Genomic DNA, 19,787 nt, shown 5'->3' with positions numbered 1-19,787 from the left:
TGCAAAGATAGCCAAGTGATTTACTTTACCTTTTGAAAACCCATTTTTTTGAAAGTAATAAACCAGAAGAGCCTTGAATTTCTCCAAGGCTCTTCATGAATTTTCAAGTCAATGATTATTTAGGCTAAAAAATCACCGCTTGTTATTTCTGGTAAACCGTCTGTTGGACGATTGTACAGATATGAGTATGCTTCATAAGTTGTTCCTTCGATATTTACAGAAACGGCATTTCTTACAAAAATACTTTCAGCAATATTTTCTGGATAGAATTCTTCATATTCATCCAAGATTCTAATTAATCTTAATGAATTTGAAAGTTTATATAATTCTCCAATTACTTTGCTATCAGTATCATCAGAAGCTACAATGCCGGGATATTCACCGATATTATACATTTTCCCTTGATAAGTAGCCATTCCGATAAATTCAGAATTACGAGTAATCAATTTATGTAATTCGTTGCCGAAGTCTTTTCTAAGCGTTCCGTAAACGAATAAAAATTCTTCTTTATCTGGTTCTGGTAAAGTAGCTTCTTCAACTGCCAATACTAAGTCTTCTTGTTCAACAACTGTTCCTTCATTCAATACAACTCTTGAAACAATACCTTCAAATGGAGAAGAAACGATTGATTCCATTTTCATGGCTTCAATGATATACAATGGAGCATTTTTCTTTACTTCATCGCCCGGTTTTACCAAAATTCTACTTAAACGACCTTGCAAAGGTGCACCAATATCGCCTTTTGATGAAGCTTTAGCGTGTTGAGCTCTCTCTACTTTGATATTTTTGTCTAATACTTTAATTCTACGAGCTTGTCCGTTCAATTCAAAAGTAATAGTACGAAGTCCAGATTCATCAGGCTCAGATTTGTATAAATATTTTACAATAATCGTTTTTCCTTCGTCAATTGTAATCAAGATTTCTTCGTCAGATTTCAAACCATACAAGAATGCTGGCGTCGGAATCAACGATACTTCCCCATAGATTTGTTGTGCTTTGTAGTAATCTTCATATACTTTCGGATACATTTTGTATGAAAGATAATCCAATTCTCCTTGCTCGTTTTCTGGGAATTTCGCTTTGAAATCTTCAAAATCTTGTCCGAAATCAATTGGAGGAATTGTATCGTTCGGACGAGTAGTCAATGCCGTTTCGCCTTTCAAGATAATTTCTTGTAATTGTTTCGGGAAACCACCATAAGGCTGCCCTAAACCACCTTTGAAGAAATCTTTTACAGACTCTGGGAAAGAAAGCGTTGCCCCTTTTGCATATACGTCCTCAGCAGTTAAAGAGTTCGCTGTCATAAAGATAGCCATATCGCCAACTACTTTTGAAGAAGGCGTTACTTTTACAATATCGCCAAATAATTTGTTGGCTTCAACGTAATTGCTCTTCATCAACTCAAACTTATCGCCTACACCCAAAGCAATGGCTTGTCCACGTAGGTTAGTATATTGTCCACCCGGAATTTCATTATCATACACTTCGGCAGTTCCTGCTTTCAATTCAGATTCAAATGGATAATACATCTGACGAACATCTTCCCAATAGTTTGAGTACTGGTTCAATAAAGGCAAGTTCATCTCACATTCACGTTCGTTTCCTTGCATCATTGCCACTATTGAATTGAAGTTTGGTTGAGCCGTCAAGCCAGACATTGAACCCAAAGAACAATCTATAATATCAACACCCGCTTCAATAGCTTTTAAATAAGTAGCCGCCTGAATCGAAGCCGTATCATGTGTGTGTAAGTGTAGAGGAATTGAAAGAGCTTTCTTCAATTCTGTTACTAATAATTGTGCTTGGTAAGGTCTAAGTAAACCCGCCATGTCTTTTATTACTAAGATGTGTGCTCCTTCGTCTTCCAACTGACGAGCCATATCTAAGTAATACTGCAATGAATATTTTTCATTGGTAAATATATCTCCTGTATAACAAATAGAAGCTTCTGCGATAGCGTTTGTACGCTCACGAACGGCTTTGATAGATACTTTCATCGCATCAACCCAGTTTAGCGAGTCGAAAATACGGAAGACATCAATACCTGTTTCGGCAGATTTTTCTACGAATTTCTCAATTAAATTATCTGGATATGCTGAATAACCTACCGCATTTGAACCACGGAATAGCATTTGCAAAAGCATATTCGGCATTGCTTCACGGAATTCTTCCAAACGTTTCCAAGGAGATTCGTTCAAGAAACGCATCGCAACGTCGAAAGTAGCTCCGCCCCAAACTTCCATAGAGAACAATTGTGGGAAGTTTTTAGCATAGCTTTCTGCTACAGCTACCATGTCTTTGGTACGCACACGGGTTGCTAATAAAGATTGGTGACCATCTCTGAAAGTAGTATCTGTATAAAGAATTTGCTTTTGTTCTTTGATGTACTGAGTGAATTTGTCAGCACCCATCGACTCTAATAATTGTTTATTACCTGCTGGATATGCTGCAAAAGGGTCGAATGCAGGAACAATTGGCGTACGGAAAGTACGTTCGTTTTTAACTTTCACATCAGGATTCCCATTTACTACAACATCTCCCAAATAACGAAGTACTTTCGTAGAGCGGTCTCTTGATGTTTTGAAATCAAATAATTCTGGATGTGAATCAATGAATTGAACTACGCATTTTCCTTGTTGGAAAACAGGGTGCGTAATTACATTTTTCAAGAATGGAATATTCGTTTTTACACCACGAATACGGAACTCAGTCAAAGCACGAGAAAGACGTTGTGAAGCTCCTTTTAAAGTTCTACCACGAGCCGATACTTTCACCAACATCGAGTCAAAGTAAGGTGAAATTTTTACACCCGGATATGATGAACCTTCATCTAAACGAATGCCAAAACCTGCTGCATTTCGGTAAGCGATAATCGTTCCGAAATCTGGCTTGAAGCCATTAGCGGGGTCTTCAGTTGTGATACGGCATTGAATTGCATAACCATTCAAAGGAATATCTTCTTGTTTTAAAATGAAGATATTACTGTCTGAAAGTTTATAGTTTTGAGCAATTAGAATTTGCGTTCTAACGATGTCAATTCCTGTTACTTCTTCCGTAATGGTATGCTCTACTTGAATACGTGGGTTTACTTCGATAAAGAAAATATTTTCGTCTTTATCCACCAAGAATTCTACCGTACCAGCATTATAATAATTTACTGCTTTACCAATTGATAAAGCGTATTGATACAATTTCTGACGAGTTTCTTCTTTCAAACCAAAAGAAGGTGCAACTTCAACTACTTTTTGGAAACGTCTTTGTACTGAACAGTCACGTTCATAAAGGTGAACTAAATTTCCGTGTTGGTCACCTAATAATTGTACTTCAATATGTTTTGGTTGATCGATAAATTTTTCAATGAAAATAGTATCGTCACCAAAAGCATTTTTAGCTTCGTTTTTGGCTTCGCTGAATGCTTTTTCTAAAGATTCTTCTTCACGCACTACACGCATTCCTCTTCCACCACCACCCGCAGCAGCTTTTACCATTACTGGGAAGCCGATTTTACGTGCTTCCGAAAGAGCAATATCATAATTGATTAAATCTTCTTTAGAGTCTTCAATCATTGGTACTTGTGCGGTTCTAGCAGCTACTTTGGCAGCTACTTTATCACCCAAAGCATCCATTGCTTCTGGAGATGGCCCAATGAATTTGATACCTTCTTCACGACAACGGCGAGCAAGTGTAACGTTCTCAGAAAGGAAGCCATAACCTGGATGAATCGCATCAATTTTCTTCTCTTTACAGAGTTTAATAATCCCTTCAATATCCAAATAAGGTTTTAAAGGCTCATCATCTTTCCCGATTTGATAGGCTTCATCGGCTTTGTATCGGTGAAGAGAATAACGGTCTTCAAACGTATAAACGGCAACGGTGCGAATACCTAGTTCAGAGGCAGCACGCATGATTCGGATAGCAATCTCACCACGATTGGCTACCAAGAGACTGTTGATTTTTTGGACGTAAGGCTGAGCCATATTTCAGAAATTGGTTGTCGATTATTGGTAAATGCTTTATTTGAAAGGGTCTTGTTTTTTGAACAATCTCTTGTTTAGGAAAACTATTAAGAAATTATAATCTACAAAACAAAAACATATTAAATCATACAAAAATCAAAAATAAATTGGGTATTTGGTTACTTATACACAAGAAAATTTGGCAGATATTAGAAAGATGCAATTTAGTTTTGGTTAGATGCTATTTTTGTAAATGTGCTTGATGTTTCAATGGAATAAATGACAAAAATCATTTGTTATCCTGAGCTAATCATTTATTAAATTTATAAGTAGCGAATACTTTTACTTGAATTTATACTATCACTTGAAAAGATTGGATAAAATTATAAATTGCATTAAGAAATCCTAATAATTTTAATCACGATGAACCTAAACACCTCCAAAAACAGAATTTTGTTTGTTGATTCCCTTAGGGGTTTTGCTTTACTAGGAATGGTTTTAACACATATCAGAGCTTGGTTTGTCCTAAGTATCATTCCTAGCATAATCAATATTAAGTATCAAAATGATTTAGCAAGTGTTGTTGTGAATCAATTTAATAATTTTTTTATCGTAGGTAAATTTTACACCATTTTTTCTTTGTTGTTCGGGATTAGCTTTGGCATTCAATTAGCACAGAGGAAAACTTCAGATAAAAAGTTTATTCCAAGATTTATTTGGAGGTTACTTGTTCTTTTTATCATTGGCTTTATCCACCATGTGCTTTGGAATGGAGATGTGTTAGGAGTATATGCCTTTCTAGGTATTTTTTTAATTTTATTAAGGAATATTGGAAGTAAAACCTTATTAAGTTTTGCATTATTTTTTATTCTTATTTTACCAAGTTTTTTAAGAAATCAAATCCAATTTTATGGTTCAATTCCCAAAGCCCAAACCCGTAAAGGTGTAGAAATGGGAAATGTACATCAGGAAAAAAGCTACATACAAAGTTTTTATACTTTGAAGGAAGGTAATTATCAAGAAATTATTTCTCAAAATTTGAAGGGACTTAAAACTAAAGTTGACTATCAGTTTAATACCAGTAGAATTTTTGTAACCTTTGGCTTTATGTTGTTCGGACTTTTTATTGGAAGGGGAAAGGTTTTAGAGAATTTAGAACTTACCAGACCTTATTTGAGCAAAATATTACTGTTACTGATAATAGTTACTTCTTCATGTGTCATTTTACTGAAAAAAGTAGATTTTGGGTTAAATAGTCATGAAGGAAATAGTCCAATAATCATTTTTCATAATTTTTTAATTTTATTGAAATCTCTTTTCATTACGTTGACTTACATCACTGGATTATTTTATTTAAGTAACTTAAAGCAAATGGTATTTGTGAATAAGACTTTCGCTACAATTGGCAAAATGGCAATGACAAACTATTTAATGCAAAGTGCTTTTGGTGTATTGTTGTTTTATGGAATTGGTTTGGGGTTCGCTGGTGATATTAGTCCTGCTTGGTGTTATGTAATTGGTATCGGAATTTTTATTTTTCAAGTCATTTTTAGTAAATGGTGGCTAAGTAAATTTTATTATGGCCCTATAGAATGGCTTTGGCGTTCAGCAACTTATTTGAAATGGCAGACTATCACAAGATAATATTCATCTTGTGATAAAAGAGATTTTATTGAAATTCAATATTGGGTTCGGCGAAGCAATTCGTTGAACCTTTTTTATTTCCCCTACTTTTAAGATAACTTGCAACTCAAATTTATAGAATGGTGAAAACTCTGTTATTTTCAAGGAATCAGCCATTCCCTCATTACAAAAACAATGGAACAACAAAAACCAATCATAGGAATAACTTTAGGCGATTATAATGGTATTGGACCAGAAGTAATTTTAAAGGCATTAACAAGTAATCGAATCTTAAAACTTTGTACTCCAGTTATCTATGGTTCACAAAGAGTATTTACTTATTATAGAAAAGCACTTGAATTAAAAGATTGGACCTTGCACAGTATTCAGAGTATCGACCAAATCAATCCAAAATTTACCAACGTTATTACTTGTTGGGATGATAAACAAACCGAAGTAACACCGGGAAAAATAACACCAGAAGCGGGTGTTGCGGCTTTGGCTTGTTTACAAAAAGCAACGGAAGATTTAAAAGCTGGGCATATTCATGCTATCGTAACGGCTCCTATCAATAAAAATAATATCCAATCTGAAGAATTCAAGTTCCCTGGGCATACTGAATACTTTACTGAAGCGTTTGATTCCAAAGAATCTTTGATGTTCTTGGTTTCTGATGTGTTGAGAGTTGGCGTAGTAACGGGACATATTCCTTTGGGGAGAGTTCGTGGAGCGATTACTCAGGAGAAAATTACCCAAAAACTGAATTTGATGTTTACTTCTCTAACAGAAGATTTTGGCATTCAAAAACCAAAAATTGCTGTGTTAGGATTGAATCCACACGCTGGAGAAGATGGCTTATTAGGCAACGAAGAAAAAGAAGTAATCTCACCAGTTTTGGAACAATTCAGAAAGAAAGGGAATCTTGTTTTTGGACCTTTTCCTGCGGATGGATTTTTCGGAAATGCTCAATTTAAACATTATGACGCTGTTTTAGCAATGTATCACGACCAAGGATTGATTCCGTTCAAATACATTTCTTTTGAAAATGGAGTCAATTTTACCGCAGGACTTTCGATAGTGCGTACTTCGCCAGACCACGGAACGGCTTATGATATTGCTGGAAAAAATGTAGCCAAAGAAACATCCATGCTTGAAGCTATTTTTACAGCCATTGATGTAGTAAGAAATAGAAAAGAAATAGTTAGTCCAGTATAAGGGAAATTCAAAAAAGCTTAAATTTGTACAGTAAAATATTTCTTGGAAATATTATTCAATCTAAATTCAACCTTAATTAACAATGTCAATCGAACAACAATCACGTCGTGACTTTTTGAAAAATAGCTTAATTGCTACTGCTGGTGCAACGCTTCTTGCGAATGATTTATGGGCTGCTAAAAAAGAGGCTCGTCATATTGGTGTACAGTTATATTCTGTGCGTGATGCCATCAAAGTAGATGCCAAAGGCACTTTGGCTAAAATTGCTAAAATGGGTTACAAAGAAGTAGAAGGTTTTGGGTATTCAGACGGAAAATTCTTTGGTTTAACGCCTGCCGATTATGCTAAAACGTTGGCTGATAATGGTTTGAAAATGCCATCTGCTCATGCGATGGTTACTTCAAAAGACTATGCAAACGGACAACTTTCTGATGATTTTAAGAAATTGGTAGAAGATGCTATCAAAGTTGGTCAAAAATATGTGATTGCTCCATACATGTCTGATCCAGACCGTCTGATTGGTAAGCAAATGGCAGAAACTTTCAACAAAGCTGGTGAATATTGCAAGGCTTCTGGTGTGAAATTTGGTTATCATAACCATGATTTTGAATTCAAAAAGTACAATGGCGAACAACTTTATACAACGCTTTTGAATAATACTGATAAGAATTTAGTAACATTTGAAATGGATTTATACTGGGTAGTTGTGGGTAAAGAACAACCTATCGAATGGTTCAAAAACCATCCGGGAAGATTTACGCATTTCCACGTAAAAGACCACGATCCAGTTAAAAATGTAACAGTAGAAGTAGGAGAAGGCGATATTAATTTCCAAGAGATTTTTAATGCAGCTAAAATTGCAGGTACAAAATACTTTGTGGTTGAATTAGAAAACTACAAACGTACTCCAATGGAAGGTATCGAAATTGGCTTGAACAACTTGAAAAAGTTAAAGTTTTAGTCGTTAATTTTTCTGAAAAATATTTTATCTGTTAAATTTGTAAACAGAAAATGAACCTGTCACCTCAGTGGCAGGTTTTTTTAGTACTTATTCATACCGAAGCGGAATTAATTAATCGGTACGAACAACAAATATGATGAAGAAAGTTTTAATTGCTGATGATATGCACCCAAGCATCCTGACGATGCTGAGTGAAATAGGTTTTTCTCCAGATTACCAACCCAATATTCAACGTCCTGAATTATTAAATATCATAAAAGATTACGAAGGATTATTGATTAGAAGTAAAACTAAAATTGATAAAGAGTTTTTAAAGCATCAACAAAAATTAGAATTTATTGGAAGAGCTGGGGCAGGCTTAGATTTGATTGATATTGAAGCCGTAGAGCAATTAAATATCCAATTATTTGCAGCAAATGAGGGAAATTCAGACGCTGTTGCAGAGCATACTTTAGGAATGTTGCTTTCACTTTTCAACAAAATCAATTGGGCTGATGCAGAAGTACGTCAGAAAATTTGGTTACGTGAAGCCAATCGTGGAATAGAATTAAAAGGCATGACGGTCGGAATTATCGGTTATGGCAATATGGGGAAAGCCCTTTCTGAGCGACTAACGGGCTTTGGCGTAGAAGTATTGGCTTATGATTGTTTCAAAACAGATTACTCTTCCAACTTGGTAAAAGAAGTAACGATGGAAGAAATCTTTGAAAAAACGGATGTGCTTTCTCTTCATATTCCTTTGAATGAATCATCGAAAATGTTGGTGAATGATGCCTATTTATCGAAATTCAAAAAGAATATTTTTCTAATAAATACTTCTCGTGGAGAAGTGGCTTCAGTGACAGATATTTTGAAAAATTTACAATCGGGTAAATTAAGAGGGGCTTGTTTGGATGTATTAGAAAATGAGAAAATGAAACAATTAACGGCTCAACAAGAAGAAGTTTATGAGCAATTGTTTCAAATGAAAAATGTAATACTAACGCCACATATTGCGGGTTGGACGGTTGAAAGCTACCGAAAAATTAATGAAGTACTTTTTGAGAAAATAAAGAAGATGTATGGCTTGGACTGATTTGAAAATTTGGTGATTTGAAGATTTGAAAATGTAATTGATGAATAAAACTTGCTTGTTTATTTTCCCTATTTTCAAATCTTCAAAATTCAAATCGCCAAATAAAAAGCTACACTTTTCTAGCCAAGTAAACAGAATAATCTGTCAGGCGAGATTCGTATTCATCATTCATTAATGGCGAAGTAAGCATAAAATCAGCCGTGGCACGGTTACAAGCCATCGGAATATTCCAAACTACGCCCAAACGCAATAAAGCTTTAATATCTGGGTCGTGCGGTTGTGATGCCATTGGATCCCAAAAGAAAATAATCATGTCAACAAGGCCTTCGGCTACTAAAGCACCAATTTGTTGGTCGCCACCCAAAGGACCACTTAATAATTTTGTTACAGGTCTGTCAATTGCTTCTTCCACGAGTCTGCCTGTTGTACCAGTACCAAATAATTCATGTCTTGATAATACTCCTCTGTTGTAATAAACCCAGTCAATTAGTTCAGCTTTTTTATGATCATGGGCAATTAAGGCAATTTTTTTTCGAGGCTTTAAAATTCTAATATTCGACATAGTATCGTTAGATTGTTTTTTAGGTAAGTTAAGTGTTTAGGATTTCTAGCAACAAAAGTACAGTTTTTCGTCTTTAATGTTAATTTATTTCATTTGATGTTTTAAATCAAAATCCAATTAAGTATATCAATTATTTAGGCTTTAAATTTGTAACATCATCTACAAAAGCTTTCTCAATCATTTTTTGATTTTATCAACAATCTCTTAAAAATTATATCCTTGAAAAATTTATTTAAAAATTACCAATCCGACCTTATTGCTACTTATCGTTTGTCGCTTCCCATTATTGCGGGGCAATTAGGCATCATGATTATGGGTTTGGCAGATACTATACAAGTGGGTCGGATGGATAAAGGTGCTGTAGAATCTTTGGCGGCCGCTGCTGATGCGAATGGTATTTCGATTAATATTTCCATCATTGGCTATATCTGTTTGCAAATTGTTTCGCCAATGGTTGCTCAAGCGAAAGCCGAAAACGATTTAGCCAAATGCAATTTATTACTAAGAGCAAGCTTGTGGGTAGCGGTATTAATGGGTATTATTTGTGCTGGATTAGTAGTAGCTTTTGGCTTGAATATGGAAATATTAGATCAGCCAAAGCAAATCAGAGGGCTTACTCAAAACTACTTGTGGATTATTACTGCATCAACGGTTTTTTCTTTTCTTTTTTCTGCCTTCAAAAGCTTTACAGATGGTTTGTCGTACACCAAAGTAGCGATGAATATTACTTGGACAGCTTTGTTATTGAATGTAATTCTGAATTATTTTTTAATTAATGGTATTTGGATTTTCCCTGAATTAGGCTTGTATGGTGCTGGTTATGCTACTTTTATTGCTAGGGTTTATATGTTTCTTGCCATTACTTATTACGTTTTTGGTTCAGAAAAATTTAAAGAATATTTAGGAGCAAAAATTCATGAAAATGAAATATATAAACTGATTAAAAACATTTTGAAAGTAGGTGTGCCAAGTGGTTTTCAAGGCTTTTTTGAAATTGCTGCTTTCTATGGTGCCGTTGTGATGATGGGTTGGATAAGTATTGAACATAAAGCTGCACACCAAGTAGCGATTGGTTTTGTGTCGCTTACTTATATGGCTGCCACTGGAATTGCCACAGCAGGGGGCATCAGAGTTGGGGCAGGAGTGGGAGAAAGAAGCCTAACGGCGATATTGAGAGCTGGAACAGCAGCCTTACTTATGGGAGTAGGTTTCATGGGTGTTTGTGGAATTTTAATGTTGACTTTCAATGACTTTTTTGCGAGTTATGTGAAAGACGAAGGCGTGATATTATTGGCAGCCCAATTAATTATTTGGGGTGGAATTTTTCAATTATTCGATGGTGTTCAGGCAGTAAGTTTAGGCATTTTAAGAGGAGTACAAGATGTAAATGTTCCTACTTTAATTACCATTTTTGCTTATTGGGGTGTTGGCTTGCCTTTGTGTTATGTTTTAGGATTTATTTATGATTTAAAACATATTGGTATTTGGATTGGACTAACCCTCAGTCTTTTTGCTTCTGCCAGTTTATTAAGCTGGCGATTTTATAATAAAGTAGGTAAAATGAAATTATAAAATTGCGATTAGACGAATAAGAGTAGAGATGCTAAAAACCGAAAATTTCCTACTAAAAGAGGAAACTTTTCTTCTTTTAGTAGGAAGTCTCCCACAAAAAGGGTAAATTTTTATCCTTTTTGTGGGAGATTTGTATAGAAGACTTTAACACTTTTTGTGTTAGATAATTCCTATGATTGGGCAATTCCCAGTGCAATTTTAATATGTGCCAAATGATGTTGACTATGCCAAACGCCAATATCAACGGCATCTTTCAAAGTCATGTACATTTTGCGTGTTGGGTGATAAAATCCTTTTTGAAAATCTTCTTCCGTCATTTGTTCTAACAGGTAAGTCCAACGCTGATGAACACCTGCTAATAGAGTCAAAGAGAAATCAATAGGAGCAGATTTTGCTTCCTCTAAATTCGCCCAAGCATCTACTTTTCCTACCACAGCTTCCGAATTTACTTCTGTGAGGGCATGTTTAAAACGAACGAAATACAAAACGTGCATATCGGCAACATGATGAATGATTTGTCTGACCGACCAACTACCTTCACGATATTGTTTCAATAAATCCTCCTCGCTTAATTCAGCACTTACTTCCTTATATTTTGCAGGAATCGTTTTTAACAAAGCTATTTTTTCTTGAATCTCTTCCCAAGTATGCGTTTCTTGAGGAACCCATTTTCCAATGGGATATTGTAAGGCTTGTAATTCCATAAAAAAGAGAATTTGATGAAAGGTATATTTTAGTTTTTGAAGTTAAGGATAAAAAACTAAAAGCACTTGAAGAGATTGTTATTTTTGGAAAACAAAAAAATCCTATGAGGTTTTTAAAACCTCATAGGATTAAATATGCGTCAATAAATTCTCTTACAACACTACATTCACAATACGTTTTGGCACAACTATTACTTTTTTAGGAGCTTTGCCTTCTAACCATTTTTGTACTACTTCATTCGCTAATACGCCTGCTTCAATATCCGCTGGAATAGCATCGGTTGGGAAAGAGATATTGGCTCTTACTTTTCCGTTGATTGAAATCGGATAATCAAAATTGGCTTCTACCAATAACGAAGCATTGAATTTAGGGAAAGTAGCATAAGAAATTGTTCCTGCTTCATTGCCCAACAATACCCAAAGCTCTTCTGCAATATGTGGCGTGTATGGCGACATTAAAATGACTAATTCTTGCAAGATTGCTTTCTTAGCACATTTCAATGAACCTAAATCATTCACACAAATCATCAAAGTAGAAACTACTGTATTGAATGAATAACGCTCTAAATCTTCTTCTACTTTCTTGATACAAGTATGTAAAACCTTTAATTCTGCTGGCGTTGGGGTTTCGTCTTTTACTTTGAAATTGCCCAAATCGTCATAGAACAAACGCCATACTTTTTTGATAAAACGGAATGAACCGTCGATTCCGTTGGTATTCCAAGGTTTGGCTTGTTCTAATGGGCCCAAGAACATTTCGTACAAACGCAAAGTATCTGCACCCACTTTATCAACTAATACATCTGGATTTACTACGTTATATTTAGATTTCGACATTTTCTCTACTTCTACACCGCAGATATATTTGCCATCTTCTAAAATGAACTCTGCATTTTCAAAATCTGAACGCCAGTTTTTGAAAGCATTCAAATCTAAAACATCGTTCGATACAATATTTACATCTACGTGGATTGGCGTAGTTTCATATTGTTCTTTCAAACCGAATGAAACAAAAACTGGATTTTTGCCTTCTCCTACTGATGATTTTACTCGATACACAAAATTAGAGCGTCCCTGAATCATGCCTTGATTAATCAATTTCTTAGCAAATTCTTCTTCGGGTACTAATCCTAAATCTTTCAAGAATTTATTCCAGAAACGACTGTACAATAAGTGTCCAGTAGCGTGTTCTGAACCGCCTAAGTATAAATCAACTGCTTTCCAGTAATTGATAGCTTCTTGAGAAGCAAATTCTTGCTCGTTTTGAGCATCCATATAACGGTACCAATACCATGAAGAACCTGCCCAACCCGGCATCGTTGATAATTCGTATTCGTACTCGCCTTTGTATTTCCAGCCTTCTGCACGTCCTAATGGTGGTTCGCCTGTTTCAGTTGGTAAGTACTTGTCGATTACGGGTAATTCTAAAGGCAATTCGCTTTCTTCAATCAAATATGGTAGCGATACGTCGCCCGAACCGTTTTTGAAGTACGCTGGCACTGGCTCGCCCCAATAACGTTGGCGACTGAATACTGCATTACGCAAACGATATTGAATTTTACCTTTACCAATGCCTCTTTCTTCCAACCATTTTGTCAAAGTTGCCGTAGCTTCTTTGTATCCCATGCCGTCGATAATTCCTGAATTGATGTATTTTCCTTCTTTGGTATTGTCGGCTTGTTCTTCAATATCTTTTTGTGCATCTAAAATTGGCACAATTGGTAAATCGAAATATTTTGCAAAATTCCAGTCACGTTGGTCGCCCGAAGGTACGCCCATTACAGCACCTGTTCCGTAGCCAGCCAAAACATAATCCGCTAAGAAAATCGGCACTTTCTCATCGTTGAATGGATTGATTACGTAGCTACCAGTAAATGCCCCCGTTACTTTTTTCACTTCCGACATACGGTCTAATTCCGTTCTTGAAGCTACCCATTTTACATATTCATCAACTGTGGACTTTTGTGCTGCTGTTGTCAAGAACGGAACGTACTCATGTTCTGGAGCAATTACCATAAATGAAACGCCATAAATTGTATCAACACGAGTGGTAAATACTTCAATAAATTCTGGAGCATTTTCTTGAACAGTCGAAGCATCAACTTTAAATTTCACACTTGCTCCTGTACTTCTACCAATCCAGTTGCGTTGTTGTTCTTTCAAAGCATCTGACCAATCTACTTCGTTCAATCCGTCGATTAATCTATCGGCATAAGCAGTAATACGCATTGCCCACTGCTTCATCTTTTTCTGTTCAACAGGATAACCGCCACGCTCAGAAACGCCATCTTTGATTTCATCATTCGCCAAAACAGTTCCCAAAGCTGGACACCAGTTTACCACAGAATCATCAGGGAAAGTCAAACGGAATTTCAATAACAAAGTTTGTTGCTCTTGTTCGCTCATGCCATTCCATTCTTCCGCAGTAAAGTTTGGCGTATCTTCATCACAAACGGCATTAATGTCTTTGTTACCAGAAACAGCAAAACGTTCAACTAAAGAAGCAATTGGTAAAGCTTTGTTGGCATCTTTATCATAATAATGCTTGAACAATTGCATGAAAATCCACTGCGTCCATTTGTAATATTTGGCATCAGAAGTACGTACTTCACGAGACCAGTCATAACTAAAACCAATTTGTTTTAGCTGACGAATATAAGTAGTAATATTTTCTTCGGTAGTAATCGCAGGATGTTGACCCGTCTGGATGGCATATTGTTCAGCAGGTAAACCGAAGGAATCAAAACCCATTGGATGCAATACATTAAAACCTTTCAAACGTTTGTAACGAGCGATAATGTCGGAAGCGATATAACCAAGTGGATGCCCTACGTGTAAACCTGCTCCTGATGGATAAGGAAACATATCCAACACATAATATTTAGGTTTAGCGTGGTCTATCTCAGTTTTATAAGTTTGGTTATCTTCCCAAAACTTTCTCCATTTCTGTTCTGTTTCTTTGAAATTGTATTCCATTGCTTGTGGTTTTTGTTGTAGTCATTAACAATAAGTGTGATTGGCTACAAGATATTTTTTTTAGAGTTGCAAAATTACAGGATTTTAACAGAAAAAGAGCCATGAAAACAAAACAACCTTGACTAAAGATAGTCAAGGCTGTAAACAAGTGCTAAGATTTGTTCAATCTTAGCCTATTTTTCAATTAAAAAAGTTCTCTTAAAGTGATTTTCTTAAAACCATTTCCATTGGTACTTGTACTTGTTGGCGTTTACCGACTTGGATAATGTTGGCGGCCATTTTCCCAATCTCGGTAGGCTTAGAGGAAATTATCGTGATGCCACCGGCTAATATTTCTTTGTAGCAATTGTCATTTAAGGAAATTAACCCAATTTCTTTACCCAATGTAAAGTTTTGTTGTTCTGCTGATTTGATTACTGCTACTAAATCAACGTCATCCATCGTTAAGTACGCATTTCCTGGCATTACTTCTTCATCTTGAAATCCATCCAATACTTGGAAATCGAAATGATTTGTTTCACAGAAATCTCTAAAACCAGTAATCAATTCTGAATCAAAATACTCATCTTCGGTTAATACCAAATTCAAGGTTTTGTATTTCTTGAAATGTTTAATATTCTGTTGCATTACTTGTGCAATCTCATCACCAGAATTACTCAAAATACTTGAATTTAATCCATGAAGTGATGCCAGAGATTGTTCTAGGAAAATAAGGCGTTCGCCAGAAATCTTTTTCAAACATTTAATATTTTCTTCACTTTCCTCAATTAAATGAGGCATGATAACATAGTAATGATAATTACCAAGATGGTTGTTGATAATTTCTCTGAAGTTATCACTCTTGTAGTTGTAAGTAAAAATATCAACAGTTACATCTTTGTTAGAAGCATTCACAAAAGCATTGAAAATAGCTTTGTTGTTTTCTGTAATTTTCCCAACTAGGAAAAACACTTTCGTTTTGGTTTTTGCCGACTTCCCAGAAATAAAATATCCTTTTCTGAAAATAGAAGTAATTACACCCAAACGATGTAGTTCTGAATAAGCACGTTCAACAGTATCACGAGACAAGTAGCACTCTTCACTAGCTTCGTTAATAGAAGGAAGGCGTTGACCAGTTTGTAAGTTTCCGCTTTCAATATCAATCAAAAGTGTATTCACTAATTGCTGATACTTTGGTGTTTTTGAATCTTGCTTGTTTTGAGAAAACTCTCTGAATGTCTTTATCATTTTATTGGTTGGATAAATTGGGTTGCTGTTTATTGGTAATAGTAGGTAATACACAAATCCATCAATAGCACAATTACATTTCGACATATCTGTAATTTTTGACTTAAAGTAAAACAAACTCATTGAATGATTTAATTAGTCAAATAAAATATTGAAATAGTGCAGTAATTGTTTCGTAAAATTAGGTGCAAAATGCTTCTGATGGTTAGGACATTTCTTGCAAATGCTGGTATATATTTTGCAAAACAGTGAAAATGAGTATTTTGTGTCCTGATATGACCTGTCTAATACGCTCGGTGCAAAACAGGATATTTAGTTCTTCGGAAATATGTTACTTGGACTCAATAAGACAAAAAAGACACTCTCATTGACAGCACAAATAGCCAATTCGCACAAGAGCCTTCAAAAAAATGAGCTAAAAATCTTGATGGTTTTTAGTAGGCTGAACGATTTTAAACATGAAATCTACGATGGTTTTATGGATGAAATTGAAGGGAAAGCTACGGTAGATTTATACATTCATCAGTTCAGTACCCAGAACGCTTTTCATTTTGAGAAGGTTATAAAAGAGAAAATCAGTCAATACGATTACTTTGCTTTTATGCTTCATGCCAATTGTCCGAACGAAGATTTTCTTAAAATCATTAACAGCATTCCTACTGGGAAACTGATTCTTTTAGAAAAAAGGAATGAATTTATTCGTGGAAATTACGCTTGTGTTTACCAAGATTTCGAGCAAGATATTTATGAAGCTTTGTTCAAAGCGAAGGAATCTATCATGAAGTACAATACTATTAATTGTATTATTCAAGAACATTATGCCAATGCTTATTTTGTAATAGAAGGTGTAAAGAAGTTCGCTAAAGAAAATAAATTACAATGTAATATTTATTCTGAAGTAGAAGAAAATACGATTAGGAGTAAGGAAGCATACTTGATTCTTTCGGAAAGATATTTGGCAGAAACATTAGTTTGTTGCCAACATAAAAAAATGAAAGTAGGAGAAGATATTGGGATTGTTTCTTATAACGAAACACCGATTAAGGAAATACTTTCTGGAGGAATTACCGTCGTTTCAACCGACCATTTTCAACTAGGGAAAAATGCAGCCGATTTAATACTTAGCGGTAAAAAAGAACATATTAGAAATCAGTTTTTGTTTATTCAGAGAAATTCTTTGTAAGGGGAGTTCATGAGTTTAAAGTTTATGAGTCTATGAGTAAAAAGATTTAAACTCATAAACTCATAAGCTCATCAACTCAATTAACCCCTAATTCTTTGCCAATCGAATCAATCCATTGTTCGAATAAAGTTTTTTCAATATCACAAGCGATTTTAGCATGTGTTTCCCATTCAGGTGAAAATTCTTTTAATTGCGTAATCATTTCTGCCAAATGCCCTTCTTCTTCAACAATGATTGATTTCATGTTTACTTTAGACGATACTTCATCAAGTAATTCTTGATAAGCAGGATACAATTCGTCGGCTCTTACTTCAATGGCATAAGTAACCAATAAATAAGCTGCATACTTCAAATCACTTCCTGAAAGCTTTAAGCTATTTTTCAAATACCTACAAACCTGAATATCCAAAGTATGTAAATAAGTATAACTAGCAAAAGGAGCGATGAGATAAGCGTTTTCGTAAGATGGGAAATCTTCTATTTTTCCAACTTTTTGAATCTGCTTTTTCAAGTAAAAAGCATGGCGTGCTTCTTCGGCTGCGTGCTTCAAAACGATGTAAGAAACCTTAGTTTTATCTTCTGAAGCCGATATTTTTCTTGCACCAGTATTCTCCATTAATGAAAGCGTGTTCAAGAATCGAGCATGAAGAGAATCGGTCGCAATGATGTTTCGGAATATTTCTTGTAATTTCATACCCAAAATTAGTAAGTGATTTTCATTCAATTTTTTTTATCGCTAATTATTTACTCACAAAATTAAAAATATGCAATTTCATTATGTTAATTACTCTCCCGAGGAATTAGATGAGGTAAGAAAAATCTTCATAGAATATGCTGAATACTTGAAGATTGACCTTTGTTTTCAACATTTTGAAGAAGAATTACAGTCGCTATCAAAAGTATATGCTGCTCCAAGCGGTTGTATTATTCTTGCCAAAATCAATGATGAAATTGTAGGTTGCGTTGCACTAAAGCCCATCGCAGATGGCGTTTGCGAAATGAAACGCCTTTATGTAAAACCGACAGCCAGAGGACATAAAGTAGGCAGAAAATTGGTGGAAGAATTAATTTCCTTCGCAAAAAATGCCAATTATCAAACCATGAAATTAGATACTTTAACCAGTCTGACGGAAGCTATCGCTTTGTATCGCTCTTTTGGGTTTAAAGAAACTTCAGCTTATGTTTACAATCCTTTGGATGAAGTATTATACTTTGAATTAAGCTTTTAAAAAGTAATTTGTTGCTAAAATCTGTAAGAATTAACTATTACTTAAATCATCAAGTTCATAAAATAATCTCTTTAGTTTTATCTTTACCTTGATTGATGTCTGTCAATTAAATCGAAAAGGTTCACAATTTATTAACCATAATCAATTCACTAATTTTTCATCAGTAAAACTAAATTCATGAAACAACTACCAAAATTTAATGTAATCCTTGCTCTCTTAATTTTAATTGGCTGCTGCTCTTGGGGATTTTTAGGTCACAAGACTATCCACCAAATTACGGCTTATGCTTTGCCGAAGAAACTGTCAACTTTTTTTATGAAGAATGAAGACTACATGGTTTATAATTCTGTTCGTCCAGATGTTCGTAGAAATACAGATAAAACAGAAGCTCCCAAACACTTTATTGATTTAGATGCACCGATTTATGGAAAAGACCCTTTAAGTGCCATTCCACAAGATTGGGATTCGGCCGTAAAAAAATACTCTGTCGATACTTTGAAAGAATACGGAACATTACCGTGGGTAGTTGTGGAAATGCAAGAGAAATTGACAAATGCTTTCCGTAACAAAATGAAAGACAGTATTTTGTTTTATGCAGCAGATTTAGGTCATTATATTTCAGATGCTCATGTGCCTTTGCACACAAGTTATAATTATGATGGACAATTGACCAACCAAAAAGGACTTCACTCTCTTTGGGAAACGGCTGTGCCAGAAATGAACATCGAAAGTTATAATCTTCAAACAAAACACAAAGCCAAATACATTAAAGACCCATTGGCTGAAATTTGGAAAAAAATAGCAGCAACCAATAAATTATTAGATGGCGTTTTTAAAGAAGAAATTAATGCTAGTGTTGGTTTTACCGAAGAAAGAAAGTTCAAACGTTCTGAGCGTTTCGGACAAATGAGAAAGAATTATACAGGCGAATTTGCCAAGGCTTACGGAGAACGTTTAGGAAATACTGTCAACAATCAAATGATATTAGCAAGCGAAAGTGTTGCAGATTTTTGGTACACCGCTTGGATAAATGCTGGTAAACCAGATTTATCAGATTTAGAAACAGTTTCCAAAGAGGATAAAGCTAAATTTAAAACAGCCATCAAAGCTTGGAAAAATAACGAACTCATCAAACAAGGTTTGTTACAATCACGAAAAGGGAAGAGAGAGGAATTTTAAATATCACAAACATGAGTCATCCCAAATTTTAAAATCACAAAAAAGCGGTTAAAAAACTAATTTCGACCGCTTTTTTATTATTGATGGGCAACGAATTCCTACTGTTTGAGCGAAGCGAGGTGGTTCGCCACTCCGATTACGAATTCTTGGCTTCCCTTTATGAGTGTAATCTTTTAATAATCAATATATTACCAATAAAATAACCCCGAAAAAGTGTCAATACTGGCAAATTTCGGGGTTTTTCTGTATTTTGTTTCTGCTAAAAAATATAAATACAGATGCAATATACACTGTTTGATTTCGATTCTCCAAATTTTCATAAGTT

Annotated in this window: 14 protein-coding genes; 8 read left to right on the top strand and 6 right to left on the bottom strand. The window is 35.0% G+C overall.

What is annotated here, in order from left to right:
- Positions 1 to 119: 119 nt before the first annotated feature.
- A complete protein-coding gene (locus HNP25_RS17770) occupies positions 120 to 3,977 on the bottom strand; it encodes a pyruvate carboxylase (RefSeq protein ID WP_184136378.1) in 3,858 nt (1,285 codons plus the stop codon).
- A gap of 402 nt (positions 3,978 to 4,379) precedes the next feature.
- On the opposite strand from HNP25_RS17770, the gene HNP25_RS17765 reads away from it, so the two are divergent.
- From HNP25_RS17765 to HNP25_RS17750, 4 genes are all read left to right on the top strand, one after another.
- Entirely contained in the window at positions 4,380 to 5,600 is a 1,221-nt protein-coding gene (locus tag HNP25_RS17765; RefSeq protein WP_184136376.1) for a DUF418 domain-containing protein, read from the top strand.
- A 174-nt stretch (positions 5,601 to 5,774) separates the two neighbouring features.
- Positions 5,775 to 6,794 carry a 4-hydroxythreonine-4-phosphate dehydrogenase PdxA gene (gene pdxA, locus HNP25_RS17760; protein WP_184136374.1) on the top strand — a complete coding sequence of 340 codons (1,020 nt, stop codon included), beginning with the start codon at positions 5,775 to 5,777 and terminating at the stop codon, positions 6,792 to 6,794.
- A gap of 82 nt (positions 6,795 to 6,876) precedes the next feature.
- The gene (locus HNP25_RS17755; RefSeq protein ID WP_184136442.1) at positions 6,877 to 7,755 is read left to right on the top strand and encodes a sugar phosphate isomerase/epimerase family protein; all 879 of its coding nucleotides are present in this window, start codon (positions 6,877 to 6,879) and stop codon (positions 7,753 to 7,755) included.
- Positions 7,756 to 7,888: 133 nt separating this feature from the next.
- Entirely contained in the window at positions 7,889 to 8,830 is a 942-nt protein-coding gene (locus tag HNP25_RS17750; protein WP_310587180.1) for an NAD(P)-dependent oxidoreductase, read from the top strand.
- A 109-nt stretch (positions 8,831 to 8,939) separates the two neighbouring features.
- On the opposite strand, the gene HNP25_RS17745 is transcribed toward HNP25_RS17750, so the two are convergent.
- Positions 8,940 to 9,392 carry a methylglyoxal synthase gene (locus tag HNP25_RS17745; RefSeq protein ID WP_184136372.1) on the bottom strand — a complete coding sequence of 151 codons (453 nt, stop codon included), beginning with the start codon at positions 9,390 to 9,392 and terminating at the stop codon, positions 8,940 to 8,942.
- Between the two features lie 219 nt (positions 9,393 to 9,611).
- On the opposite strand from HNP25_RS17745, the gene HNP25_RS17740 reads away from it, so the two are divergent.
- Entirely contained in the window at positions 9,612 to 10,964 is a 1,353-nt protein-coding gene (locus tag HNP25_RS17740) for an MATE family efflux transporter (protein WP_184136370.1), read from the top strand.
- A 170-nt stretch (positions 10,965 to 11,134) separates the two neighbouring features.
- Here HNP25_RS17740 and HNP25_RS17735 read toward each other — a convergent pair whose 3' ends face one another.
- The 3 genes from HNP25_RS17735 to HNP25_RS17725 all read right to left on the bottom strand — a co-directional run bounded on the left by HNP25_RS17735 (position 11,135) and on the right by HNP25_RS17725 (position 15,871).
- Positions 11,135 to 11,668 (bottom strand): YfiT family bacillithiol transferase, encoded by a 534-nt coding sequence (locus HNP25_RS17735; protein WP_184136368.1) that lies wholly within the window; start codon positions 11,666 to 11,668, stop codon positions 11,135 to 11,137.
- A 153-nt stretch (positions 11,669 to 11,821) separates the two neighbouring features.
- A complete protein-coding gene (gene leuS, locus HNP25_RS17730; protein ID WP_184136366.1) occupies positions 11,822 to 14,644 on the bottom strand; it encodes a leucine--tRNA ligase in 2,823 nt (940 codons plus the stop codon).
- Positions 14,645 to 14,842: 198 nt separating this feature from the next.
- Complete coding sequence (locus HNP25_RS17725) at positions 14,843 to 15,871, bottom strand: GntR family transcriptional regulator (RefSeq protein WP_184136364.1); 1,029 nt, start codon at positions 15,869 to 15,871, stop codon at positions 14,843 to 14,845.
- Between the two features lie 367 nt (positions 15,872 to 16,238).
- Here HNP25_RS17725 and HNP25_RS17720 point away from each other — a divergent pair, with 367 nt between their 5' ends.
- Positions 16,239 to 17,054 carry a substrate-binding domain-containing protein gene (locus HNP25_RS17720; protein WP_184136362.1) on the top strand — a complete coding sequence of 272 codons (816 nt, stop codon included), beginning with the start codon at positions 16,239 to 16,241 and terminating at the stop codon, positions 17,052 to 17,054.
- Between the two features lie 76 nt (positions 17,055 to 17,130).
- Here the strand turns inward: HNP25_RS17720 and HNP25_RS17715 are convergent, their stop codons facing one another.
- Positions 17,131 to 17,748, bottom strand: coding sequence for a hypothetical protein (locus HNP25_RS17715; RefSeq protein ID WP_184136360.1), 618 nt, complete (start codon positions 17,746 to 17,748; stop codon positions 17,131 to 17,133).
- A 70-nt stretch (positions 17,749 to 17,818) separates the two neighbouring features.
- Between HNP25_RS17715 and HNP25_RS17710 the strand changes: the two genes are divergently transcribed.
- Positions 17,819 to 18,283 (top strand): GNAT family N-acetyltransferase, encoded by a 465-nt coding sequence (locus HNP25_RS17710; protein ID WP_184136358.1) that lies wholly within the window; start codon positions 17,819 to 17,821, stop codon positions 18,281 to 18,283.
- 177 nt (positions 18,284 to 18,460) lie between these two features.
- Positions 18,461 to 19,462 carry a zinc dependent phospholipase C family protein gene (locus tag HNP25_RS17705; RefSeq protein WP_184136356.1) on the top strand — a complete coding sequence of 334 codons (1,002 nt, stop codon included), beginning with the start codon at positions 18,461 to 18,463 and terminating at the stop codon, positions 19,460 to 19,462.
- The last annotated feature ends 325 nt before the right edge of the window (positions 19,463 to 19,787 follow it).

Source organism: Arcicella rosea (assembly GCF_014204325.1).
In the GTDB taxonomy this organism is placed as follows: domain Bacteria; phylum Bacteroidota; class Bacteroidia; order Cytophagales; family Spirosomataceae; genus Arcicella; species Arcicella rosea_A.
The sequence above is the reverse complement of the archived record's forward strand: the minus strand, read 5'-3'. Positions and strand labels throughout refer to the sequence as shown.